This window comes from Bradyrhizobium sp. MV1.5, assembly GCF_055807615.1.
Genome location: NZ_JBVVPL010000009.1, coordinates 159787 through 184221, shown reverse-complemented (window position 1 = coordinate 184221; position 24435 = coordinate 159787). Strand labels below are relative to the sequence as shown.

The following is a 24435-nucleotide window of genomic DNA, read 5'->3' as shown; positions in this document are numbered from 1 at the left end:
CGCAAGGGCAATTGCGACGGGGCCACTTCCAGACATCGCCGATGGGTATATAGAATCATCGTCCACGCTGGAGCACAGCCAAGTGGCCCGAATAGAAACCTTCGTATTGATCGTAACGACTTTCATAGTCATTTTGGCCGCCACTCCACTACGGGCTTTGGCAACACCAGAAGCGTCTGCATGCGGGTACCTCGCTGGTCTAATTGATAAGGCACAGCCAGGGCCGTTGTTTTTGCCCAGCTATCCGACCGTGGAATCGGGGCCTCTCCATGGCGCCGCATACCTTTATGACAATGCGGTGGCCGCGATCGCGTTGGTCGGTTGCGGTGAGCGAGACAAAGCAAATCGGATCGGCGCGGCGATTCTCTGGGCCGTCGATAACGACCGGACCTGGCATGATGGACGGCTCCGAAACGCTTACGCCGCGGGTGTGGTGGCGAATGACTCCGCCAAGCTTCCGGGTTGGTGGGACAATACTCGGAACGAATGGTTGGAGGATCGATATCAGGTGGGCAGCGATGTTGGTAACATGGCATGGGCCATGTTGGCGTTGCTGTCGATTGATGATGTGAACACCGGCTCCCGGTTCCGCGATGGTGCAGCGCGGCTTGGTGCTTGGGTCGCGCAATGGGCCGATACGCGCGGTACTGGCGGTTTCACGGGAGGTACGTTTGGGCACGAGCCGACGCCGGAAGTGCGGACGTGGAAATCGACTGAACATAATACTGACCTCGCCGCCGCATTTGGCCTTCTTGCGATCCGTACAGGCGATTCGCGCTGGCGCGATAAGGCAACGGTTGCCGAGTACTTTGTAAATACGATGTGGGATCCGGGGTGCGCCTGTTTCGCCGCAGGGACCGCTGAAGACGGTGTCACGCATAATCCGATTTTGGCTCTGGATGCCCAGATCTGGCCTTTAACAGCGCTTCACGGAGCGGCCGGGAAGTTTGCATCGGCAATGACGACCGCCGAACAGCGAATGAGTGTCGGCGGAGGCTTTTCTTACGGTGAAGACCGGGACGGTGTGTGGACCGAAGGTACGGGCCAAATGGCTCTCTTGATGAAATTGCTCGGCAAGACCAAGAGGGCAGAATCGTTGATCGCTGTCATCGAATCCCAGAGGTCGCCCGATGGTGGGTTCTATGCCACGACTGTCCGCGCGTTACCGACGGGGTTCGTGTTGGACACCGACCCGACCAAGCCGCGAAACTATTTCCGATTGTCACATCTTGGCGCAGCTTCGTGGGCTGCCCTCGCGGAACGTGGGTTCAATCCCTTTACGATGACAAAAGCACTTCCCTAGCTGAGCCGCAGTACTTCTCGTCTCGGCCGTTTCGGTCTGCCTTGATGTCGATATGTCCGCTCAGGGTCACAAGCGGTCCTCCACCGGCTGCGCACGGCAGGTCAGCTACGGGCCAATAGCGGAAGGTCGCCCGTCCGAGTCTTCAATCGCCTTATCGACACGAGTCGACATGTTGATTCAAATCAATGGCTGTCCCGACGCTTCGGGATCAATTGCCGCGCGGATACCATTTCATCCTCACGGGAGACGAGCATGCGGATGTTGGCTGTCGCTGCTGTCCTGAGTCTGACGCCGGTTACGGCCCTCGCCGTCTCCGAGTGCCGTGTCACCGGTCAGCCGTCCGTGTTTGGCGTTGACATGACGGCTTACTTCGCAGTCAGGTCGGGGGAAACGTGCAATTTCCCGATGCGAATTCCAGGAGCGATGCATAGCTCGGGCGTCTCGCAGAAGCCTGCGCACGGGACGCTCAGACAGATCAACGTAACGACGTTCAGGTACACCGCAGCATCCGGTTACAAGGGCAACGATACGTTCGCCATCTATGGTGAAGGAAAGGGCCCATACGGGTCAGGCAGATCGGTCATGACCGTGAATGCGACGATAGAGTAGGAAACGAACCGGCGTCGGTTGACGTCCGAGTTGGGTCAAAGGCTCGCTTGGCGCTTCATCCGCAAGCTTCCGTTCGCTTCCTGTAAGACCGACATGCAACTGAGCCGCGTCGATGGAAGCGATCGGCCACAGGCGAAAGCCAGGCATGATCATAACGGTCAGAACCCTCCTGAACGACTCACGATCCCGGCTCGCATCGACGTCCCCGAGAGTCACATGCTCTCCTGCGCGGCGCCTGCTGCTGGAATCTCGCGCGTGGATTGATATCGCAATAGGTGGTCCACCGTCCGGATGCCGATGCCAGGCACTGCTCTCTCGTCTCATACATACACTCCCCGGGAGCGCCAGCATGGCCACCAAAGACGCACCAGGGATAGTCACGGTCGGCCTCTGCTGCTGAAGAAAGTCCCATCACCAGGAAGCCGATAAGCAAAGCGAGTCGCATTCGACCCTCCATCATGTAAAGCCGACGGACTATAGAACGTCCCGAAAAGCAAGTGGATCCTCAAAAGGCCATCCGTAAGCCGACAGCCATCAGACAATTCTGGCGCTTGGTTTGGACGCTCTCGGATGTCCGTTCGCCCCTCAACAGCAGTACAAAAGCGGACATGGCCGGAGGTCGCCCAAGGCCCCCAAGCCGCCCCTGGTCGCGCCCCACAATAGCCGCAGACTGCCCTTTGGGCGCAGGAAGCCGTGTTCTTGGAACCTGCATCACGGCGCAAGCGCGTCGAAGCCGCCGGCTCTCCTCGAGGGCCCCGCTCGGCCCGGCTGCCAATGCCCCACAGCTCCAGATAGGCGCCGCGCGCCCAAGCGCCTGCACGCGAATGGCGTGCTCTCGCCGAGCATGAGGATGTCGTGCCTGCATCGAACCGTGGTGCTGTTGCTGGAGCCGGGTTGGGCGCGCGCCGAAAAATTCTCAGCGCGTCGGCCCGATGAGGCCGCACAGATCAAGATTATCGTCATCTCTTAGGAACGGCGGCAATTAGCTAGGGTTTGACGAACACAACCTCAAAACGGAGTTGACGATATGCGAAAGACAATTTTCTCGGTGGCGATGTGCGCCATGCTTGCGGGTGCCTCGATCGGCTTCGCCCACGCGCAGGCTGGCGGCGGTGCAGGTGGAGGTGCTGGCGCTGGGGGAGCCGGCGCGGGTGCGGGAGCCGGCGCAGGAGCAGGCGGAGCGGGCATGGGCGGAGCTGGGTCCGCGGGATCGGCCGGCGGCACGAGCGGCTCGGGAAGCGGCGCTGGCGCTAGCGCCGGCGCAAACAGCGGCGGAACGAGCGGCGGCCAGGGTGGCCCGCAAAAGGTTCGTCCGGGCGCGAGCCAGGATCCCACTGGTCGGTGACATTTTGCCTCGTCACCGACACGAAGGAGGCTGCTGGGTCCCTGCTCGGCAGCTTCTTTCAAAGGCACGCTGTGATTAGTGCAGCGGATGCGGAGTCTCTTGCCCGAGGCCCCGCTATCTGCCTAGGAATAGATCAGGAACAGTCGAGGTCAAACTATCGGAGCAACCCGATAGCCTGGGTGGTCGTCGCAAGCGTCGTGATCGCGGCGATCGCCGCCGTTTTCTACAGTACTGGCAACCACACCACCGCATCTAACCAGCCCAGCGCGCCCACAACGAAGACTACCTCGACGAACCCGTCCGCAACGACCGGGTCGGGCGCCGTTCTCCGGCAACTGCGCCATCCACCGCCCTTGCAAATTCCGGGACCGGATCGAAGTAGCCAGGTCAAGACGCCGGTCGCGTGCTGTGGGCTCAGTTCATTGGGAAGCGTCGGCGGGCGTGTCATCGAGCAGCGAACGAGCCAGGTGAAGGCCCAAGCGCCTTGCACATTCTGGAGGAGATGAGCGGTGGGGCCAAGGGCCTCTCCGGGATATAGGCAGCCAGGTCGCCTTCGGGTCATTCGCGTCGGTTTAGTCCTCCCGCGACCGACTGCCGGTCAGCCCCCATGAGCGGACATCTTCGGTTGCCCATCGCAAGGTCTCAAGCGGGCCGCGAGCCACCATCGTAATTCGCCTGCAGGCCAGATCTCAACGAACTTTGGGTCCGCGGCCGTGTGATGAACGTCACTGATCTTAGTTTGCATTCGACCATGCTGCGGATAATCTCACGCTATTGCATCGGGGGCTGGGATGCGGCTTCGGCTGTTTGTTTTACTAATTCTTGCGGGCTGGCTTGCGACTGGGCTTGGGACCGGCTCTGCGCAGGCGGAGAAGCGCGTCGCGCTCGTGATGGGCAACTCGGCCTACAAGAATGTGGCGAGGCTCTCGAACCCCGCGAACGATGCCGCGCTGGTCGGCGGCATGTTCAGGAAGGCCGGGTTCGATACGGTCGACATCAAGCTCGACCTGAATGTCGCCGAGATGCGCAAGGCGTTGCGCGATTTTGGCGGCAAGGCGCGCGAGGCGGACGTTGCGGTGATCTATTATGCCGGTCACGGCATTGAGCTCGACGGGACCAACTACCTGATCCCCACTGACGCGACGCTGGAGACCGACAGCGATGTCCTCGACGAAGCGCTGCCGCTGGATCGGGCCCTTTTCGCAGTCGAACCTGCCAAGCAGCTTCGGCTCGTCATTCTCGATGCCTGCCGCGACAATCCGTTCGCTAAGACGATGAAGCGGACCATTGCCGCCCGCGCCATCGGCCGCGGCCTTGCCAAGGTCGAGCCGACCAGCCCGAACACCATGATCGCCTTCGCGGCCAAAGCAGGCTCCACCGCCTCGGACGGCGACACAAAGAACAGCCCGTTTGCCACCGCTCTCGTCGAACGTCTGCCGATGCCGGGCCTCGATCTTCGCAAGGCGTTCGGCTTCGTGCGCGACGACGTGCTCAAGACCACCGGCTACAAGCAGGAGCCGTATGTGTACGGCTCGCTCGGCGGCGATGACGTTTCGTTGGTGCCGGCCATCAAGCCGGCGGCAGCGCCGGGCCCGCAAGCCAGTCCCCAGGATGGCGTGCGCCGGGACTATGAGTTGGCGCTCCAGGCCGGAAACCGAGACGCCTGGGAAGCCTTCCTACAGGCTTATCCGGACGGGTTCTATGCGGGCCTTGCCCGCGCGCAACTGAAGAACGTGGCAGCCGAGGAGGCGCGCGCAGCTGCGGCCACGAAGGCACGCCAAGCCGAAGACGAAAAGGCAAGGCTAGCCGCCGAGCGCGCCAACAAGGCCGAACAGGAGAAGGCCGCTGCCGCCGCCAAGGCCGCCGAGAACGCCCGGCTTGCCGCCGAAAAGGCCAAGCAGATCGAGGAGGCCAAGGCGGCCGCCGCCGAGCTGCGCCGGAAGGACGCCGAGGCCGCCGTGGCCAAGGCGCTGGCCGATAAGCAAGCCGCCGAGAAGGCGCTCGCCGACAAGATCGCCAGCGACAGGGCAGCCGCCGAGAAGCAGCAAGGTGCGGACAGCGCACAGAAAGTCGCGGCCGTTGCGCCAACTTCATCGCAGCCCACGGTGTCCCCCGCGGAGACGGCGAGGCTGATGCAGTCCGAACTGCGCCGCGTCGGCTGTCTGGCGGCATCGGCAGACGGCGACTGGAATGCGTCATCGCAGCGTTCGCTGACTCTCTTCAACAAATATGCGGGAACGAAGTTCGACGCCAAACTCGCGAACGTCGACGCGCTCGACGCCATCAAGGCCAAGCCGGGCCGGGTCTGCCCGCTGGTGTGCGACCAGGGCTTCAAGGCCGACGGCGATACTTGCGTGAAGATCGCATGCCGCGCCGGATATCGCGTCAACGACGATAACGAATGCGAGAAGGTTCCGGACAAGAAGCCGGTTGCGACCCGCGAGGACAGCAAGCCACGAGACAATGAGCGCAAGAAGGTTGAGTCCACACCGTCAAAGCCGCAGGCGTCTGGTCAAATGATTTGTAACAACGCGGGCTGTCGGCCGGTGAGACCAGGCTGTCGAATCGGAACCCAAAAGTTTGGCAGCGCAGTCTCCATGGTAGGAGGGGGACAAGCAGAAGTCTGCGATTGAGCCGCGTCCGCGACGCAACCATTCTCTGCAGACCAAGCTGTCTGCCGCGATGGGCAGACGCCCGTCGGACCCTGCTCGACTTCGCAGCTGGGCCATAAAGCGGACCAATGCGACGTACGTCGGCGCTCCCAGTTCAGGCAGGAGGCGAGATCGCCCGCAGGACGTCCCTGAAGACGGAGAACTGCGCTTGAAAGGCGCGCGGGCTGTAGTCTTGGTAATATCCCGCGGTCACCGCCACGATCAGATCGAGCTCCGGCACGATGCGGATCGACTGTCCGCCGCGACCGAGTGCGCCAATCCAGTCGATCTCACGCCCATTGACCTTGGCGCGGCCAAGCCACCACAGGTACCCGTAGGATTGACCGTCGGTGGCCTTGAACTTGAATGCCGTCGATTCCGCGATCCATGCCTTCGAAACGATTTGACGTCCGTTCCAGCGGCCGCTGGAGAGGACGAGCTGGCCGATTTTCGCCATGTCGCGCGGCCGCAAGTGCAATCCGCCGCCGGCGTCCGCTTCGCCCCAGTACCGATCCCACGCCACGCGCGTGATGCCCAGAGGCTCGAACAGGTTGACACGGACAAATTCTTCGAAGGGAATGCCGGTAGCCTTGCGCAGGATTGCCGACACGAGTGCGAGCGCTCCGGTGTTGTAGAAGAACTCCTGTCCCGCCGGGGCGGTGACGGGGAGACCGAGGACATAGCGACAGGGATCCCACGCAATACGCATGCGCGCCTCGTCGTTGTTATAGTCCCCAGTGGCCGGAGTCGCCTCCACCCACTTCAGACCCATCGACATTGTGAGCGCGTGCACGAGCTGAATGCGGTCCTTCTCAGGGGATCGCAAGTCCGACAATTCGGGGAAGAAGTTGAAGATCGGCTCGTCGACGCCAGGTATTAGCCCGCGATCGATCGCGATGCCCATTGCGAGTGACAGGACGCTCTTCGAAGCCGATTTCATGATGTGGAGCGTATCGGCATCAAAAGTAACGTATTCCAGCCGGTGGCCGAAAAAGCGGCCGGGGACCTCGTCGTTGCCCCTGAAGTAGCGCTCGAACACCAGCTTGCCGCCCCGTGCGAGCAGGACGGCGTGCACGTCGGCGCTGCCCGCGAGCCGATCGGCCATCCCGCACAGAGCGTTGCGGTCGATGAGCTTGTCCTCGTCCATAGAAGTGGGGAGCCAGCCGTCATCTCGCGCGTCTGGGATACCGCAACCGCCAAGTTCGGCCCCGAACACACGAGAGGCGGAGAGTGGCGCCAGCACAGCTCCTCCGAGAAGTGAAACGAATTGACGCCGTCTCATTCTCCTCGCAACCCCTCTGACGAGCATCAAGATACATAACACGCTGTTGTTGAGTAGCAAATACTACTCATGCCGAGGTCGGCAATGGGTCACAAACGGCGCTGGCCGCCAAGCTGGTGAGGCTATGGCTCTCCTTGGCGGTCCCGTCGCACAACCGATCAACGCAGGCTCGCCTCCCGGCAAGCTGCCGACGACATTTCGCGTAACCGTCCGGGATCAGGAGAACCGCGTCGTGCATGATCAGACCGGCAGTTCGGACGGGATCGTCGCATTAACAGCTATCTCCCGCGCTCGTGAACTCGCCTTGTTGCCGCTGGATGAGGGTCTCTACACTCTGAGCATTACGCCCTTGATAGAAGTGTCGGCATTAGCTCCATTCCGGACCGAGATCGAGCTCACTCGGGAAAATAGTCGTGGTGCAGGCGAGCGGTCCAAGTCAGCTATGGGTCACTAGCGGTCCTCCACCGGCTGCACGCGGCAGGTCAACTACGGGCCACACGCACTCGCAGAGGATCCATGATAGATAGCCCCTCACGAGAGCGGCATCGGCCCTGCCGCGGTTCGCTAAACCAAGAGCGTGAGGAATGCCGAGTGATGGGAATAACGATGGATGATTGCCTAGTGGCGGCTTTGCTCGGCTTGTACCCGAGTTTGACGTATTCGACCTGGAACGCAGCAAGAATTTTTGGTGCGACATACTTGGCTTCCAGATTGCCTATCAAAGGCCTGAGAATCTCTTCATATACATCGAACTACAAGGGGCACAGGTCATGCTGAATCAGAGAAATGGCAACTGGGAAACCGGGCCTCTGGAGCGGCCGTTGGGGCGCGGGATTAATTTTCAAATCTCCGTCGACTCTGTTGCTCCTCTTCTGGATGCACTGAAGCAGCACAAATGGGCTCTCTTCAGAGAGTGTCACGACGCATGGTATCGGATCGCCGGAGAGGAGCGCGGCAACAGGCAATTCTTGGTCCAAGACCCCGATGGTTACCTCCTGCGGTTCGCTGAGGATTTGGGGAAGAGGTAACCACGCTTTCGAAAGAGAGCCGCGTCAAGTGGCCCGTCCGCTCCGGGCCAGAAGCGGACTTCGTCTACGCAGCTTCACTTTCCTCCCCAAGCGACTGATCAGGCAACGATGTAAAGTGATCCGCGCGACCAGCGACGGTGAAGCCCCGCTCGCCCGCGGGCGCGGCAACTCCTGCTAACCACTCAACGGACATTCACTGGTGCCTGCGCCCGCTCGGCGTCGGCGGTCGCGGTGCCCATGTATTTCGATTGGAAATGAGCAACCCGCTCGCGCCACATTCCGACGAACGCCTCCGACGTCAGCTTCTCCACGGATTTCCACGCCTCTTTGACAGCCGGAAGCGTATTGCCCCAGATCGCGCGCCTGCACCATTTTTCGCCCTTCTCCCTGCCTTCGCCGGTGGCGCACATCGATTTCCAGGCGATGCGATTGGGTTGGCTGAGGTGCTCCGCGGCGCCTTCCCAGCCCTGCTGATGGATCAGGTAAAGATCGTTCAAGTCCGGGTTCCTGTGCGTCACCCACTGGAATAGAATGCCTTCCGTGATGACCTTGTAGGCTGCCGCAACGGCATTATCGCGGGGATTAAGAATGTCTCCGGAGCCGAATTTTCTGAACTCGTATTTGCTCAGCTGGAACAGCCCGATATACGACCCGGTGCGTTGCTTGGGGTCGAACCCGGACTCGACCTTGGCTACCGCCTTCATGAAAGCGAAATCCAGACCGAAAGCGTCGGACGCTCGCTTGATCTCTTCCACCGGCGTTCCGACCGGGATGTCCTTGAACGAACGCAAGACGATCGCAGCCGGCTTCTCGGCAGGCGGCAGTTCGGACCAGACATAACAAATGAGATACCGGAAATCCTGCGGCCCCGTGCTGGAGGCACCGCCGGATGCACCGCACGTGGTCGGCGCCGGCTGGGCGACATCGTGGTGGCCCAGGTCCACCGAGTCTTGCGCAGGCGGTAAATCGGCCGACAGCGTTTGCGACGGATCGGGCAACGCGGCCACGACGATCGATTCCGATTTGTCCGAGGCCACCGTCACGTCGGTGGCCGTCCCTGCCGCGGGCTCAGCGGCCGTCGCCACTTCGGCGCTAGCAACAGCGGCGTTCGCGGGCCCGGTGTTGCCCATTGCGATTGCCTGCGGTTCATCCGCGAGCCTCGCGCTGGCGGCGAGGGATGCTGCGCGCTGCTGGATTGTCACCGCGCGGGAGTTTTCGGTGCCCGCCGGACCGAAGCCAGCCAGCCAGCCAACGATCCACCCCGCGAGAACGACCGTTCCGCAAAACGTCGGCGCCACTATCGCAAATCGCCGCGGGTTCATGATGCCGTCGCCCCCATAGGCTCCACCGGAGCGTGTAGAAAAGCCAAGCATGCGAAGAGGCTCATCCTTGGGATCAATGTGGGCCGCGCAATGGCGCGAACCGCCGCTCGTCAATTTTTCCGAAACGTGTTGCCCGATTGCAACGCGTCGATCACAAGCCATTGCGCCCGTCTCAGCGGCAACTCGCACGGTCATTGTGAGTACCGTCCAATTTTCGACCCACTGCGACCAGATTTGGAGGAGAGGCTTGGCGCGCCGTCAGGATGACGCATCAGGCTTCGGCTTCGCGCATCGTCTCGAAACGATGGAGTCGCGCCTACGGGACCGGGCGATGCTCGTTAAGGAATTACCAGCAATGCAGCGCGCGATAACAACCGCTGTATTCGCCATTTTCATGCTCCCCGCGGGGATCGCACACGCTCAATTTCTGTTTGGACCCCAACACACGTTCTGGCGAAGCCATTACGCTCCGTACAAGGACAAGCACCACCACCGGCAGACAAACTCTGAAACGGCGAAGAGCGTTCGGCCCGAGCCCCTTCCGAAGGGCCCGCTCCAGATCATCATCTCGATCGCAGACCAACGGGTCTCGCTTTTTGACAACGGGGCCCTGATTGCACGCTCTTCGGTGTCCACGGGAATGCAGGGGCATCCGACGCCCCTCGGCGTGTTCAGCGTCATCAGCAAAGAACGATGGCACCGTTCAAATATTTATAGCGCCGCCCCCATGCCCTACATGCAACGCATCACCTGGTCAGGGATAGCGTTGCACGCCGGTGTCGTCCCTGGGCATCCAGCGTCACACGGCTGCATCCGTTTGAAGAATGATTTTGCCGTTCGGCTCTGGCATCTCACGAAGCGCGGCACGCGCGTGATCATTGCGCATGGTGATGTCCAGCCGGTCGAGATAACCAATCCGCAGCTTTTTCAACCGAAAGCCGCGTCCGGTTCGTCCGAATTCCGGAGTGCCACCGTCGCAACCAAGAGCATCGGTGCAGCCGCGGCAACGCAGGGATCACTGGTGTCAAACGCCGAGACTCCAGAAGCCGCCAGTCTCCAGGAGCCGGGCTCGGCTCCCGCTGCAAGCGTGCCTAAAAAGATCGTCCCGATCTCCATCTTCGTCAGTCGTAAGTTGAGCAAGCTGTTCGTGCGTCAGGGCTTCACGCCGTTGTTTGATGTCCCGGTCAAGATCGAAAATCCGGAGGAGCCGCTGGGAACGCACGTGTTTACCGCAATGGAATTCCAGAACGAGGGAACGGCTATTCGCTGGAGCGTCGTGTCGATTCCAGAGGAATTGCCCCGTATGTCCGAAGCTGCCACGAAACGGCGAGAATCGCCCGCGCAGCAAACCGCGCCGGGACCGTTACCCGACAAAGCCAACGCTGCGCTCAACCGTATCGAAATGCCCCAGGATACGGTTGAGAAGATCTCTGAACTCCTGACGCCGGCCTCTTCGTTGATTGTTTCCGACGACGGAATTAGCCAGGAGACCGGAAAAGACACGGATTTCATCGTGGTAACGCATTGACGCGGCGGCGCAACTCACCAACACACGATGCCGCTGCGCACCCAGGTGGAATTGTCCGACGACAACTTGATGTCCGCACCTGAGCCAAAGCGGCGCGAGGTCGGCTAAGAGTGACAAGCGGTCATGGACCGGCTGCGCGGGACAGGTCAGCTACGGGCCACAAGCGGAACTACATCTGGAAATTTACCGAAGGTTAGCGTGACTTGTTGCACAACCAATGGATGTCGCAACTCCCCGTGGCCGGCCCACCAATGCAGCGGCTTCTGATCTCGTTTTGGGTCGCGATCTATTGGGGCATTCTGTCGAGTACTCAAGTGCTTGCAGCACCGATTGAGCCATCTCCAACGCAAGAGGCGCAATCGGGATTGTTAGAGCTCCGGTTTGGGGCAACGACCATCGCGTTCGAGCCAAGCGAAATCAATTGGGTTAGCGGTCACGGGAAGCCCAGTAGCTCAGACTCGACGTTGACCGTCGGGCGGAATGCGTCTGTGTTTTTTAGACCTCCGTTTGACATTCCGGCGTGCCTGGACATTGGACAGGTAGTCTTAATTAACCAGACCATCGAGCCGATCGTTCGGCAGCGGCTCTTTCTCGACTATACACCGAGGTCCACCGAGTTTCGTGGCATTTCCCAACTCAGGCCACCATCCGGGCGGCCTATTCTGGATTTGTATCAATTCGAAGCCAGCGACCTCAAAGATTTCTGGGGCGAACAGATAACCTTCTACCGCGAGCCTCCAACGACAAACGTCAAGATACAATTGACACGCGACACTCATCTGCGCATCCCAGCCACGGCTCAACGCTGCTTCTTTGAGCGCGGTGAGGCGACGATCAGGCAATTGATTTCATTCATAACCGGTAAGATCAAAAAATGAGATCAGAGAGTACGTACTGCATTTGTGATTACCGCATGACGATTCGCTCAAGCCAATGTCAGCATATGGAGCGAGCGGTTAAGTCCTCTTTGGGTCACAAGCTGAACTGGTCCACTGGAAGCCAGGGCCCGCTTCGTGTCGAAAAGCGGACGTCGGGTGGTTGAGTCCGCGGGTATGATTAGGGACAGGATTTGAACCTGCGACCTCAAGATCATGAGCCTAACGAGAGCGCGGTCGACCCAGCCCCGGTCAAACGCTGCATGCCGAGCTAACATCGCACCACGCGAGCCCGGCCAGCGCCGCACCCGGCGCCGGCCGTCTCCCGCTCCCTACTTACTGCGACCGGTCCGAGGTCCAGCCCTTGTAGTCTTTGACATTGTCGCGCGTCACGAGTTTCGACGGCAGCAGCTCGACGGTGGATGCCGGCTTCTGGCCGTTGAGAATGTTGACGCCGACCTGCACGGCGCGGCGGGCCATGAAGAACGGGTCCTGCGAGGCGGAGGCCTGGATCTGCATCGCCTGCGGGTCCTTGAGGGCGGCTTCGATGTCGGGTGCGCCGTCGACCGCGGTGATGATGATGCCGGTGCGCTGCTGTTGGCGCGCGGCAAGGTCGGTGCCGATCGCCTGCGGATCGTTGATGGCGAAGATGGCGTCGATCTTGGCAAAGCGGGTCAGATAGCCCTGCGCCACCGTGAGGCCGCCTTCGCGCGAGCCCTTGCCGTCCTGGTCGTTGGACAGGACCTTGATGCCGGGGTTCTTGCCGAACACGTTCTTGCAGCCGACGACGCGATCGATCACCGCGGAGACCTGCGGGCCGTTCTCGATGATCACGTCGCCTTTGCCGCCCAGCTTGTCGACGATGTACTGGCAGGAGATCTCGCCGGCCTGGACGTTGTTGGTCGTTACCGTGGCGTCGGCGCCTTCGGCCGCGGTGTCGACGGCAACGACGACGATGCCGGCGGCCTGCGCCTTCTTGATCGCCGGACCGACGGCCTTGGGATCGCCGGGGTTGAGCAGGATCAGGTCGACGCCGGCGGCGATGAAATTGTCGATCTGGGTGACCTGCTTGCCGAGATCATATTCGAAGCCGACGGTCGTGATCTTCACGTTGGGGTTGGTCTTCTTGGCCTCGAACTCGGCGCCCTTCGACAACGCGACGAAGAACGGATTGCCGAGCGAGCCCAGCGAAACGCCGATCGACTTGAGCTCCTTGGCGAAGGACGGCGCGGAGCTCAGGACGAGCGCCATCGCGGCGCCGGCAAACGAGATCGACTTCAACATTGGCTTCCTCCCTGGTCTGTTTGAATCTCCGGCACGGCGACCAGTTGCCTTGACGGAATGGACATGACGGCGCAGAGCCCTGCATTCTCTTGCTCTCAAGTCCGCGCCGAGCCCTGCAGCCGATAGCGGTCCAGCGCCACCGCGCCGATGATCACCAGGCCCTTGATCACATATTGCCAGACGTCGGACACGCCGATCAGGATCAGGCCGTTCGACAACACGGCAATGATCAGCGCGCCGACCAGCGTTCCCCAGATCGAGCCGATGCCGCCGACAAAGGAGGTGCCGCCCAGGATCACGGCGGTAATGGCGTCGAGCTCGTAGGACTGGCCGAGCTGCAGGCCATTGGCGGCGTAGAGGCGCGCCGCCTGCATCGCACCGCCGAGGCCCGCCAGCAGGCCGGATACGCCATAGACGAAGATCAGCACGGCCCAGACCTTGATGCCGGCGAGCCGCGCCGCGCTCTCGTTGCCGCCGACTGCGTAGATGTGCACCCCGAGCACGGTGCGCTTCAGCACCAGCCACGACACCAGGATGACCAGCAACGCGATCACCCAGAGCCAGGGAATCGACAATACACCGGGAATGAGGGTCAGCGCGCCGTTGCCGATGAAGGCGTAGGGGATCGACGGATTGAACACCGTGGTGTCGGCGCCGAGCAGGCGCGCCGCGCCGCGCACGGCGGTCAACGACCCCAGCGTGACGATGAAGGGCGGCAAGCGCAACAGCGCGATCAAGCCGCCATTGAGAATGCCGAAGACGGCGCCGGTGAGCACCGCGGCCGGCAACCACAGCACCCCGAGATCCGGGAATTTGGAGATGATCAGCCCGGCCATCGCCGACGCCGCCAGGATGGAGCCGACCGAAAGGTCGATGCCGCCGGTGAGGATGACGAAGGTCATGCCTGCGGCCAGCACGGTATTGACCGCGGACTGCTGCACCACGATGCCGATGTTCTGGCCGGTGAAGAAGCGGCCATCCGACAGCACGTGAAAGCCGATGCACAGCAACAGCAGCACCGGCAGCATGCCGACCGCGCGAATGATCATTCGCGTCCGCTGCCGCTTCGTCTCCTGCGCGGCGGCAAGACCGGGGGCGACGGGAGCGGCTTTGGCGGGGGCTGTGCTTGAGGAAGCGCCGTTCTCAGGCATCGAGCTGCTCCGTTCCGGTGGCGAGGGCCATGATCTCCTCCTGATCGAGCGGCGATGTCGCGTTGCGCCGGATCTGCCCCGCGATATGTCCCGCGCGCATCACGATGACGCGGTCGCAGATGCCGATGATCTCGGGCAGGTCGGACGAGATGACGAGAACCGCGGTGCCCGACTTCGCGAGATTGTCGATGATCGAATAGATCTCGGACTTGGCGCCGACGTCGACGCCGCGCGTCGGCTCGTCGAGGATCAGGATCTTCGGGCCGATCGCGAGCAGCCGCGACAGCAGCACTTTCTGCTGGTTGCCGCCGGAGAGCCCGCCGGCGGGAACACCGACATTCGCAGCACGGATGCCGAGGCCTGCAAAAGCGCGCTTGGCGCGGTCGCGGGCCTTGTCGCGGTCGAGAATGCCGCCGAATTTCGCATCCCGGCCGAGCACCGCGAGATTGATGTTGTCGAGGCAGGACATGTCGAGGAACAGGCCGAGCGCCTTCCTGTCCTCGGTGAGATAGGCAATGCCGGCATCCAGCGCCTCACCGGGCGTGCGGATGGAGACCGCGCGCCCGTCGATCTCGACATGGCCCGAGACCATCGGCGCGGCGCCGATGATGAGGTGCGCAAGCTCGGTGCGGCCGGCGCCGACCAGGCCGGCAAGGCCGACGACCTCACCCGCATGCACCGTCAGCGAACATCCCTTGACGCGCCTGCCGTCGGCGATGTCGACGGCCGCAAGCACGGGAGCTCCCGACCGCGCGTTGGGATCGTTCCTGGGATCATGCTCCTTCTTGTAGAAGGACGAGACGTCGCGTCCCACCATCATCCGGACGATGGTGTCGGCGCGGATGTCGCCCTTGTCGAGCGAACCGACCAGCGTGCCGTCGCGCAGCACCGTGACGCGATCGCCGAGCGCATAGACCTCGTCCATGCGATGCGAGATGTAGATGATGGCGAGACCTTCGGCGCGCAGCTGGCGGATCAGCGCGAACAGCCTTTCGCTCTCGCCGGCCGACAGCGCGGTGGTCGGCTCGTCCATGATCAGGATCCTGGAGCGGGCGTGCAGCGCGCGCGCGATCTCGACCAATTGGCGCTGGCCCATCGAGAGATTGGCGACCTGGGTCTGCGGCGTGAAATCCGCGCCGAGCCGCGCCAGGATCGGACCGACGCCGGCCCGCATCGCCTCGCGCGCCAGCAAGCCGCCGCGCGAGACCTCGCGACCGAGATAGATGTTCTCCGCGACGCTCAGATTGGGGGCGAGCGAGAGTTCCTGATAGATGATCGCGATGCCGGCCGCGCGGCCGCCGAGCGGACCGCTGATCTGCACGGGCTGGCCGTCGATGCGGATTTCGCTGCCCGGGTCTGGCCGGTAGGCGCCCGACAGGATCTTCATCAGGGTGGATTTGCCGGCACCGTTCTCGCCCATCAAAGCGTGGATTTCGCCCGCGTAAACGGTGAGATCGACGTCGCGCAGCGCCTTGATGCTGAAGAACGATTTGGAGACCCGGCGCATCTCGAGGATGGGCTCGCTCATCACACCTCCCCCGACGCGCCGACGGCGGCCGCAATCTCACGCGCGTCTCGTTGGTCCCTGGCGCGCGCAAGCATTAAACAAAAGGTTGTGGCGCAGGGCAATACCTCCGGCATGCCGACCAACGGTCCGGCGCTGCTTTTATCTTTTGCAGACGGAACCGATCTCGCGCGTGATGCCTTTTCTTCGCCACATCATCGCGCATTGCGATCAGCGCCGCGGCCGGTACAGGCGGCGCCATTGCTGAAGCCGCTCGGCATAGGCCTGTGCAAGCGCGGGCTCAGGCTCGAACGTCTCGACGCGTTCGGGCGCGGTGCAGACGGCATCGATCGCCTCCCCGGTGACGGCCAGGCGGCCAAGCCGCGCCGCACCAAACGCCGCGCCCGTCTCGCCGTCGGCAAAGCGATGCATCGGCACGTTCAGGACATTGGCCAGCACCGCAAGCCAGAACCGCGACCGCGAGCCGCCGCCGATGACGTCCGCCTCCGCGATCGCCAGTCCGGTCTCGGCGAGAACGTCCCGGCAATCCGCAAGCGCGAAGGCGACGCCTTCCAGCACGGCTTGCACGACCGCGTCACGATCGGTGCCATGACTGAGTCCATCGAGCATGCCGCGCACATCCGGGTCATCGTGCGGGGTGCGTTCGCCGGAGAGGTACGGCAGGAAGCTGACCGGCGACGGCGCCCGCGGGCGCAACCCGAGCGGCGCCAGCAGGTCGGCCTCGGAAGTCCCCAACAGCCGGGCGATCCAGGCCAGGCACGATGCCGCCGAGAGGATCGCGCCGGCTTGAATCCATCTATCCGGGACGGCGTGACAGAACGTGTGCACGACCCGCTCCGGGTTGGCCGCGATCGTCTCGGTCGGTACCAGCAATGCGCCGGAGGTTCCGAGCGAAATGAAGGCTGCGCCGGGATTGATGGCGCCGATGCCGACGGCTCCCGCCGGATTGTCGCCGGCCCCGCCGGCGATCATCGGCCGCCCGGCCATGCCCCAGCGCTGCGCCAACTCGCTCCGCAGCCGTGCCGACGGCGCGCAGCCCTCGACGAGGCGCGGCATCTGCCGGCGCGATAGTGCGGTCGCGGCGAGCCCCTCATCCGACCAATCGCGGCTGCCGACATCGAGCCACAGCGAACCCGAGGCGTCCGAGACATCCTCGATCGCCTCGCCCGTCAGCACCAGGCGCAGATAGGCCTTTGGTTGCAGCACGAGTTTTGTCGCCGCGAAGGTCTCCGGTTCGTGCCTGGCGAGCCACAGCAGTTTCGGCGCCGTGAATCCCGGCATCGCCTTGTTGCCTGTCGTCGTCCGCAAGGCGGGCCAGCGCCGCTCCAGCTCGGCGCATTCCGCAAAGGACCGTCCGTCGTTCCAGAGAATGCAGGGCCGCAACGGCGTGTGGCTGGCGTCGAGCAGCGTCGCGCCGTGCATCTGGCCGGACAGGCCGATGCCCTCGACCTCGGCCAGTTCGCGCGCGTGATCCGCCTTCAAGGCGTCCAGCGTCGCGAATGTGGCCTCGGTCCACTGCGCCGGGTCCTGCTCGCAATGGCCGGGACGCGGCGAAGAGACCGTCAGCGACCGGCTGCGGCTCGCCACCACACGCTGCGCGTCGTCGACCAGAACGATTTTGACGGCAGAGGTGCCGAGGTCGATGCCGAGATACATGATGTCACTTGCCTTGTGCGTCCATTGCGCTGCGCGTCCAGTGCGTTACGCGTCCATGACATTGCGGGCATGGCGGTCCCGATGTTGGCATGCACCCGCCAATCATGTAACCCCACCCGAAACCTTGCCGGGACGCAACGCCTATGACCACTGCCGCCACCAACGACGCGGGAGCCACCCGCGCGCTGATCCTTGCGTTGCTGGCGCTCGCCTGCGGGCACATGCTCTCGACCTTGCTGCGCACCATTCCGGCGGTCAGCCTCGACCTGATGGCGGCGGATTTCGGCATCGAACCGCAGGCGCTGGCGAGCCTCACCTCGGTCTATCCGTTCGCGTTTGCGGCCGCGCAGATCCCGGTCGGTGCGGCGATGGACCGCTTTGGCGTGCGGCCGGTGTCGCTGAGCCTGCTCGCGGGCACCGTGGTCGGCGCCATCGCGTCGGGATTCGCAACGGGACCCGAAAGCTTCGCAGTCGGTCAGGTGCTGCTGGGCGTCGCCACCTCCGGCATGCTGATGTGCCCGATGACATTGGCGGCCAAGCAATTGTCGGCCGCGCGCTTCGGGCTGTGGTCGGGCGCGATCCTCTCGATCGGGAATATCGGCATGCTGTTGTCGTCGAGCCCGCTCGCCTTCGTGGTCGACACTTACGGCTGGCGCGCCGGATTCTGGATCTCGGCACTCGGCGGCGTCGCCGTGGCGCTCGCGGTGTTCCTGCTGGTGCCGAACCAGCCGGCCGAGCACAAGGACGAATCCTCGCCGCTGTCGCAGATGATCGAGGTGCTCAGGCTGGGACTGTCGCGTCCCTTGCGCGGCCTGATCGCGCTGGCGCTGGTGTCGCTTGCGACCTCGCTGGTGCTGCGCGGCCTGTGGGGCGGACCGTGGCTGATGCAGGTCAAGGGATTGTCGCGAGTCGAGGCCGGCAACCAGCTCGGCGCGTTCACGCTCGCGATGATCGCCGGTCCGCTTCTCGTCGGCATGATCGACCGCAGGATCGGCCGCCGCCGCGCGCTGGTGGCGGGAACGCACCTGGCCGGCGCATTGCTGCTGGCGCTGATGGCGTTAGGGGCGCCGCATTATGCCGTCTCGATGCTGCTCGGCCTTCCCGTGATGCCGCCGCAATACGACCTCGTGCTGTTCGTGCTCATTGGCTTGGCGACCTCGGCGCAGCCGCTGCTGTTCGGCATGTCGCGGCAGCTGGTCGACGCCCAAGTCGCGGGCAAGGCGCTCGCGGCGATCAACCTCGCCTTCTTCCTCGGCGCGGCGCTGATGCAGTCGATCACCGGCGCGGTGGCGGCCTTCGCGGGACTGCCGGCGGTGCTGCTGTTCATGGCTGCCATGCTTGGCATGGGCGCGCTGATCTTTTTTGTCTACACCTCGCCAAGACCGGCGATAGAGTAGAGCCCTGCATCAAGGGGACATCTCATGCCTGTCGACACCAAAGCCGCCACCGACCGCCTCATGCGCTTTCTCGCCGTCGAGGGCGTCACCGGACAGGAGGCGGCGATCGGGCGTGAGCTCACGGCCGCGCTGAAGGAGAGCGGCGTGCCGGCGAAGGCGATCCGGCTCGACGACGCCAATACGCGCATTCCCGTGCCGACCGAGACCGGCAACCTGATCGTCGACCTGCCCGGCCGCGGCGCGCTGCACAACCAGCCGCGCATCATGTTCATGACCCACATGGACACCGTGCCGCTGTGCGCCGGCGCCAGGCCGAAGAAGTCGGGTCGCAAGATCGTCAACGAGGCTAAGACCGCGCTCGGCGGCGACAATCGCTGCGGCTGCGGCGTGCTGGTGACGCTGGCGGCCGAGCTCGAAAAGCAGCAGCTCGATCATCCGCCGATCACGCTCCTGTTCTGCGTGCGCGAGGAGAGCGGGCTTTACGGCGCGCGCCACGTCAAGCTGGACGAGCTCGGCTCGCCGGTGATGGCGTTCAACTATGACGGCGGCTCGGCCTCCAACGTCGTCATCGGCGCGGTTGGTGCCGACCGCTGGACCGTCGAGATCTTCGGCCGCGCCTCGCATGCCGGCGTCGCGCCGGAGCGCGGCATCTCCTCGACCATGATCCTCGCGCTTGCGCTGGCGGACGTGAAGGCCGGCGGCTGGTTCGGCAAGGTGGTCAAGCGCAAGCAGCAAGGCACCAGCAATGTCGGCCCCGTCACCGGCGGCGAGGGGCGACCTGCGGGCGACGCCACCAATGTCGTCACCGACTACGTGCATGTGCGCGGCGAAAGCCGCAGCCATGACGGAAAGTTCTTCAAGGAGATCACAAAAGCCTACAAGGCCGCGTTCGAGAAGGCGGCCAGGAAAGTCACCAACGCGCAAGGCAGGTCCGGCAAGATCAAGTTCAAGGCCGAGACCGATTATTTCCCGTTCCGCATGAAGGACAATTTGCCGGTGGTCAAACGCGCGGTGGAGGCGGTGTCCGCCGTCGGCGGCACCCCGAACGTGCGCACCGCCAATGGCGGCCTCGATGCCAATTGGATGGTCCGCCACGGCGTTCCGACCGTGACCTTCGGCGCCGGCCAGAACGAGGCGCACACGATCGACGAGTGGATCAATCTGGACGAATATGATCGCGCCTGCGCGCTGGCCGTGCAGCTCGCAACGATGCGGTGAGCTGCCCACCAAAACCCCGCCGACAAATTGGAAAACAAAGCCGGCGATATCCTTCGGCGGGACAGCGCCGCACGCGTTGGCTCGGCCGGCCCGCGCCGGCCGCGGATCGAGGCGCCCGGCCCGGTGCGCTTGATCTAAATCAAGTGATACAGAGGCCGAAGGTCCAGCAGTGGGCGGAGGTCGCGAAAGATCGGGGCACGGACCCATTGCCATTCCTCGCAGCAGCATGAGCTCCCAGGCCATCTCCCGCACTTGCCGGCGCGTGACGGGCGTCTTGATCCTGTCTCTTGCTTGCGCATCCTGCGCGGGACGCCCTCTGCAGGGCGTGTTCGTTCCGGTCGAGGCCGCGGAGAGCACGTCGCGTGTTCCGATCCTTGTTGCGACGACGCGCGAGCGCGCGGCCGTCGACACTGGCGACATGTTCGGCCGCGAACGTGCCGCCGCGATGTCCTACGCGATGGTCTCGGTCTCAATTCCGCCTGACGAGGCCCGCGTGGTCGGAGCGATCCAGTGGCCGGTGGCGCCGCCCGGCGATCCGCGCCGCGAGTTCGTCACGGTGTCGGCCGACTACCTCGACAGGGCCGCCTTCAATACTGCCATCAACAGTGTCGCCAAGAAGACCCGCCGCAGCAAGGCGATGATCTTCGTCCACGGCTTCAACAACCGCTTCGACGATGCGGTCTATCGCTTCGCGCAAATCGTCCAGGACTCGCGAGCCCCGGTGATCCCGATCCTGTTCTCTTGGCCCTCGCAAGGCCTGGTCGGATTGCGCGCCTATGAGCGCGACGGCGAGGTCGCCCGTGAATCCGTCGGATCGCTCGACGGGCTGATCGAGCAGGTGGCGCTCAACCCCGCAATCCGCGAGGTCACCGTGCTCTGCCATTCCATGGGCTGCCTGATCACGCTGAATGCCCTCCAGGCCAGGGCACGCCGGACTGGGAAGATCGGCGGCAAGATCAGGAACGTGGCTATGGTGGCCCCCGATGTCGACTTCGCAGCGTTTCGCGAACAGATGCAGGAAATGGGATCGTCGCGGCCGCGCTTCGCGCTGTTCCTGTCGCAGGATGACGGTGCGCTGAAGCTGTCGAAGTCGATCGCGGGCGGCCTCACCCGTCTCGGCGATGTCAACGCGGAGGAAGAGCCTTACAAGGACGAGCTGGCGCGGGCCAATATTCTGGTGTTCGACATCACCCGCTTACAGGGACAAGCGCATTCGCGGGCCTTCGAAGACGTGACCACCGTGATGGGCATGATCGAGCGCAGGCTCGCTCAAGGTCAGCAGCTTGCCGAGGACGTTTCGCGGCGACCGGCCGCTGGCGCGCCGGCGCAATAGCGCAACGCGATCTTGCCCAAGATGCGCCGCGATGTCGCAACGACCGCATTGCCGCGGCGCGAACCTCGGGCTAGCCTGCAAAGAAAACGCAGGAAGAAAATCATGCCGCGCATTGCAAACATCGAGACCGGATTCTACCGGATCCCCCTCCCCGTCATGCTCTCCGACTCGACCCATGGCGACATCGCGGCGTTCGAGCTGATCACCTGCCGGGTGCGCGATGCCGATGGCGCCGAGGGCGTCGGCTACACCTACACGGTCGGGCGCAATGGCGGCGCCGTCGCCGACATCCTCAAGCGCGAGATCCCGCCGCTCGTCGAGGGCCGCGAGGCCGATGATACCGAAGCGATCTGGCATCATGTCTGGTGGGGCCTGCATTATGGCGGGCGCGGCGGACCGGCGGTGCTGGCGCTCTCGGCGCTCGATATCGCCCTATGGGACTTGAAGGCGCGGCGCGCGACATTGCCGCTGTATCGATTGCTCGGCGGATTCGACGCGCGCGTGCCCTGCTATGCCGGCGGCATCGACCTCGATCTATCGGTCGAGGCGCTGCTGAAGCAGACCGACGGCAATCTCGCCAAGGGCTTTCGCGCCATCAAGATGAAGGCCGGCCGGCCCGATCTCAAATCGGATGTGGCGCGGGTCGCGGCGATGCGACAACATCTCGGCGACGGCTTTCCGCTGATGGTGGATGCCAACATGAAATGGACGGTCGAGGAAGCGATCCGCGCCGCCCGGGCGTTCCAACGCTACGACCTCACCTGGCTCGAGGAACCGATCATTCCCGATGATGTCGCGGGCCACACCCGCATCATGCAGGCCGGTGGCGTGCCGATCGCGGCGGGCGAGAATTTGCGCTCGCTGTGGGAGTTCAAGAACTACATCGTCGCGGGCGCGGTGTCCTATCCCGAGCCTGACGTCACCAATTGCGGCGGCGTCTCCGCCTTCATGAAGATCGCGCGGCTGGCGGAGGCGTTCAACCTGCCCGTCACCAGCCATGGCGCACATGACATCACCGTGCACCTGCTCGCGGCCTGCCCGAACCGGTCGTATCTGGAGGCGCACGGTTTTGGACTCGACAAATATATCGATCATCCTCTGGTGCTTCAGGACGGACTCGCGCTCGCGCCGGACCGGATCGGCCACGGCATCAGCTTCGACTGGGACGGGCTGGCGAAGCTGTCGGCGTAGCGCGGAGCCACGGCCGCGGGTGCGCCCCCTCTCCCGCTTGCGGGAGAGGGTTGGGGAGAGGGTGTCTCCGCAGTGAGAACCCCAATGACGATCGAGCCCTCTCCCGGCCTCTCCCGCAAGCGGGAGAGGTGAAGTGGAGCGCGCAGCGCATTCGGTTTGCCCCAGCAATCACCAACGCGTTGCTGCACGCGAGGCATTCGCTGACGCTTGATGCAAGCTGCGGTTATTCGGCTATGGTGTCGACGCCGACACACAATCCGAGAGAATCCCGCCTTGAGCCCCGAGCTGCACCAGAAACTGACCGCGTGGCGCCGGCACTTGCACGCGCATCCCGAACTGTCCCTTCAGGAGGAAGCCACCGCCGCTTTCGTGCAGGACAGACTCACCGAGCTCGGCATTCCCTTCGTGTCAGGCATCGGCGGTCACGGCATCGTCGCGACCCTCACGCGAGGGGCTGCACAGGGCCGCGTAGGCCTGCGCGCCGACATGGATGCGCTGCCGATCACCGAAGATACGGGGCTAGCTTACGCTTCGCAATATCCCGGCGTGATGCATGCCTGCGGCCATGACGGGCACACCGCTTCGCTGCTCGGTGCCGCCGCACTGCTCGCCGCCGATACCAGCTGGAGCGGCACGGTCGATTTCATCTTCCAGCCGGCCGAGGAAGGTTATGGCGGCTCGCGCGCGATGGTCGCGGCCGGGCTGTTCGAGCGCTTTCCGATGCAGCGGGTGTTCGGATTTCACAACTGGCCGGGCCTTGCCGCCGGCACCATCGCGGTCCATGACGGCGTCGTGATGGCCTCCGGCGGGCGTGTCATCATCACCATCGACGGCCATGCCGGACACGCCGGCATGCCGCATCTGACGCGCGATCCGGTGATGGCGGCCGGCCATTTGATCGTGGCGCTGCAATCGATCGTGTCACGCAGCGTCGATCCGCTCGACACCGCCGTGCTCTCGCTCTGCACGCTCGAAGGCGGCACGGCACGCAACCAAATCGCCGGACGCGTCTCGATCGGCGGCACGCTGCGCTACCATCGTGATGCGGTGAAGGACACCGTCGTGGCGCGGATCGAACAGATCTGCGCCGGGATTGCCACGAGCTTCGGCGTCAAGGTGACGCCCGAGATCGTCATTGGCGTCGGCGTCGTCATCAACACGCCGGCCGAGGCGGATCTCGCGCGCCTCGCCGCGGACAAGGTGCGGGCCGAGTTGCGGCGCGACCTTGCGCCCAGCATGGCCGGTGAGGATTTCGCCCATTATCTCTCGCGGCGCCCTGGCGCCTTCGTCTGGATCGGCAACGGCGAATTGCGTGATGGCGCCGAGCTGCACGGCCCGCGCTATGATTTCAACGACGCGATTCTGCCGGTGGCGGCAGGCTGGATGGCGGAAGTCGCCAAGGCGGCACTGGCCTCAAACTAGGCGGCGCTGGCCTCGAACTAGGCCCGCTCAGGAGATCTCGCGCGGCAGCTTCCAGCCCGGCTTCGGCTCGAACGTCTCCTCGACCTGCGCGACGTGATACCCGGCAGGCAGAAGCCGGCCGCCCTCCTCGTCCGCGACCGGCACGTCGGTCACCAGCCCCTCGATCAATGCGGCTTCCCACACCTCCTTCTCGGAGGGAAAGGGGTCGCCGATCTGCTTGTTGCCTTCGAACAGCGCGTACATCGGTTCCGGTCCTGCGTTGATCAAGCTCACGAGCAACGTATCGGCCGCACGGACGTTCCCATCCGGCAAATC

18 protein-coding genes are annotated in these 24435 nt (G+C 63.7%); 10 read left to right on the top strand and 8 right to left on the bottom strand.

Annotation, left to right across the window (positions count from 1 at the left end; all coding sequences use genetic code 11):
* Positions 1–82 precede the first annotated feature (82 nt).
* Positions 83–1303 carry a hypothetical protein gene (locus tag AC0L2J_RS11990; protein WP_473389854.1) on the top strand — a complete coding sequence of 407 codons (1221 nt, stop codon included), beginning with the start codon at positions 83–85 and terminating at the stop codon, positions 1301–1303.
* A 787-nt stretch (positions 1304–2090) separates the two neighbouring features.
* On the opposite strand, the gene AC0L2J_RS11985 is transcribed toward AC0L2J_RS11990, so the two are convergent.
* The gene (locus AC0L2J_RS11985; protein WP_156526759.1) at positions 2091–2357 is read right to left on the bottom strand and encodes a DUF3551 domain-containing protein; all 267 of its coding nucleotides are present in this window, start codon (positions 2355–2357) and stop codon (positions 2091–2093) included.
* Positions 2358–4048: 1691 nt separating this feature from the next.
* On the opposite strand from AC0L2J_RS11985, the gene AC0L2J_RS11980 reads away from it, so the two are divergent.
* Positions 4049–5890, top strand: coding sequence for a caspase family protein (locus tag AC0L2J_RS11980; protein ID WP_473389847.1), 1842 nt, complete (start codon positions 4049–4051; stop codon positions 5888–5890).
* Positions 5891–6023: 133 nt separating this feature from the next.
* On the opposite strand, the gene AC0L2J_RS11975 is transcribed toward AC0L2J_RS11980, so the two are convergent.
* The gene (locus tag AC0L2J_RS11975; RefSeq protein WP_473389843.1) at positions 6024–7055 is read right to left on the bottom strand and encodes a serine hydrolase domain-containing protein; all 1032 of its coding nucleotides are present in this window, start codon (positions 7053–7055) and stop codon (positions 6024–6026) included.
* A gap of 749 nt (positions 7056–7804) precedes the next feature.
* Between AC0L2J_RS11975 and AC0L2J_RS11970 the strand changes: the two genes are divergently transcribed.
* A complete protein-coding gene (locus AC0L2J_RS11970) occupies positions 7805–8218 on the top strand; it encodes a bleomycin resistance protein (RefSeq protein ID WP_473389840.1) in 414 nt (137 codons plus the stop codon).
* 182 nt (positions 8219–8400) lie between these two features.
* On the opposite strand, the gene AC0L2J_RS11965 is transcribed toward AC0L2J_RS11970, so the two are convergent.
* On the bottom strand, positions 8401–9735 hold the full coding sequence (locus AC0L2J_RS11965) for a lysozyme family protein (protein WP_473389836.1): 1335 nt from the start codon (positions 9733–9735) through the stop codon (positions 8401–8403).
* Positions 9736–9787: 52 nt separating this feature from the next.
* Here AC0L2J_RS11965 and AC0L2J_RS11960 point away from each other — a divergent pair, with 52 nt between their 5' ends.
* Positions 9788–11068 (top strand): L,D-transpeptidase, encoded by a 1281-nt coding sequence (locus AC0L2J_RS11960; protein ID WP_473389832.1) that lies wholly within the window; start codon positions 9788–9790, stop codon positions 11066–11068.
* A 251-nt stretch (positions 11069–11319) separates the two neighbouring features.
* Complete coding sequence (locus AC0L2J_RS11955; RefSeq protein WP_473389829.1) at positions 11320–11946, top strand: hypothetical protein; 627 nt, start codon at positions 11320–11322, stop codon at positions 11944–11946.
* A 333-nt stretch (positions 11947–12279) separates the two neighbouring features.
* Here AC0L2J_RS11955 and AC0L2J_RS11950 read toward each other — a convergent pair whose 3' ends face one another.
* From AC0L2J_RS11950 to xylB, 4 genes are all read right to left on the bottom strand, one after another.
* Entirely contained in the window at positions 12280–13227 is a 948-nt protein-coding gene (locus tag AC0L2J_RS11950) for an ABC transporter substrate-binding protein (protein WP_473389826.1), read from the bottom strand.
* 95 nt (positions 13228–13322) lie between these two features.
* On the bottom strand, positions 13323–14378 hold the full coding sequence (locus tag AC0L2J_RS11945; RefSeq protein WP_063993315.1) for an ABC transporter permease subunit: 1056 nt from the start codon (positions 14376–14378) through the stop codon (positions 13323–13325).
* Entirely contained in the window at positions 14371–15906 is a 1536-nt protein-coding gene (locus AC0L2J_RS11940; protein ID WP_473389821.1) for a sugar ABC transporter ATP-binding protein, read from the bottom strand. The genes AC0L2J_RS11945 and AC0L2J_RS11940 overlap by 8 nt, the downstream gene beginning before the upstream one ends.
* Positions 15907–16113: 207 nt before the next feature.
* Positions 16114–17559 carry a xylulokinase gene (gene xylB / locus AC0L2J_RS11935; protein ID WP_473389817.1) on the bottom strand — a complete coding sequence of 482 codons (1446 nt, stop codon included), beginning with the start codon at positions 17557–17559 and terminating at the stop codon, positions 16114–16116.
* A gap of 143 nt (positions 17560–17702) precedes the next feature.
* Between xylB and AC0L2J_RS11930 the strand changes: the two genes are divergently transcribed.
* The 5 genes from AC0L2J_RS11930 (at position 17703) to AC0L2J_RS11910 (ending at position 24120) form a co-directional block, all read left to right on the top strand.
* Positions 17703–18956: an MFS transporter gene (locus AC0L2J_RS11930; protein ID WP_473389815.1), complete on the top strand. Its 1254-nt coding sequence runs from the start codon at positions 17703–17705 to the stop codon at positions 18954–18956.
* 24 nt (positions 18957–18980) lie between these two features.
* Entirely contained in the window at positions 18981–20174 is a 1194-nt protein-coding gene (locus AC0L2J_RS11925; protein WP_473389811.1) for a M20/M25/M40 family metallo-hydrolase, read from the top strand.
* Positions 20175–20499: 325 nt separating this feature from the next.
* Positions 20500–21507: an alpha/beta hydrolase gene (locus AC0L2J_RS11920; protein WP_473389807.1), complete on the top strand. Its 1008-nt coding sequence runs from the start codon at positions 20500–20502 to the stop codon at positions 21505–21507.
* Between the two features lie 102 nt (positions 21508–21609).
* Complete coding sequence (locus AC0L2J_RS11915) at positions 21610–22698, top strand: mandelate racemase/muconate lactonizing enzyme family protein (RefSeq protein WP_473389804.1); 1089 nt, start codon at positions 21610–21612, stop codon at positions 22696–22698.
* A 273-nt stretch (positions 22699–22971) separates the two neighbouring features.
* The gene (locus tag AC0L2J_RS11910) at positions 22972–24120 is read left to right on the top strand and encodes an amidohydrolase (RefSeq protein WP_473389798.1); all 1149 of its coding nucleotides are present in this window, start codon (positions 22972–22974) and stop codon (positions 24118–24120) included.
* Positions 24121–24147: 27 nt separating this feature from the next.
* Here AC0L2J_RS11910 and AC0L2J_RS11905 read toward each other — a convergent pair whose 3' ends face one another.
* Positions 24148–24393 (bottom strand): hypothetical protein, encoded by a 246-nt coding sequence (locus AC0L2J_RS11905; protein WP_247496821.1) that lies wholly within the window; start codon positions 24391–24393, stop codon positions 24148–24150.
* Positions 24394–24435 lie beyond the last annotated feature (42 nt).

Excerpts from the sequence above, each read along its gene's own strand:
- AC0L2J_RS11925 (WP_473389811.1), top strand. The coding sequence starts at position 18,981 with ATGCCTGTCGACACCAAAGCCGCCACCGACCGCCTCATGCGCTTTCTC.
- AC0L2J_RS11955 (WP_473389829.1), top strand. The coding sequence starts at position 11,320 with ATGCAGCGGCTTCTGATCTCGTTTTGGGTCGCGATCTATTGGGGCATT.
- xylB (WP_473389817.1), bottom strand. The coding sequence starts at position 17,559 with ATGTATCTCGGCATCGACCTCGGCACCTCTGCCGTCAAAATCGTTCTG.
- AC0L2J_RS11945 (WP_063993315.1), bottom strand. The coding sequence starts at position 14,378 with ATGCCTGAGAACGGCGCTTCCTCAAGCACAGCCCCCGCCAAAGCCGCT.
- AC0L2J_RS11950 (WP_473389826.1), bottom strand. The coding sequence starts at position 13,227 with ATGTTGAAGTCGATCTCGTTTGCCGGCGCCGCGATGGCGCTCGTCCTG.
- AC0L2J_RS11940 (WP_473389821.1), bottom strand. The coding sequence starts at position 15,906 with ATGAGCGAGCCCATCCTCGAGATGCGCCGGGTCTCCAAATCGTTCTTC.
- AC0L2J_RS11915 (WP_473389804.1), top strand. The coding sequence starts at position 21,610 with ATGCCGCGCATTGCAAACATCGAGACCGGATTCTACCGGATCCCCCTC.
- AC0L2J_RS11975 (WP_473389843.1), bottom strand. The coding sequence starts at position 7,055 with ATGGACGAGGACAAGCTCATCGACCGCAACGCTCTGTGCGGGATGGCC.
- AC0L2J_RS11965 (WP_473389836.1), bottom strand. The coding sequence starts at position 9,735 with ATGACCGTGCGAGTTGCCGCTGAGACGGGCGCAATGGCTTGTGATCGA.
- AC0L2J_RS11930 (WP_473389815.1), top strand. The coding sequence starts at position 17,703 with ATGACCACTGCCGCCACCAACGACGCGGGAGCCACCCGCGCGCTGATC.
- AC0L2J_RS11980 (WP_473389847.1), top strand. The coding sequence starts at position 4,049 with ATGCGGCTTCGGCTGTTTGTTTTACTAATTCTTGCGGGCTGGCTTGCG.
- AC0L2J_RS11985 (WP_156526759.1), bottom strand. The coding sequence starts at position 2,357 with ATGCGACTCGCTTTGCTTATCGGCTTCCTGGTGATGGGACTTTCTTCA.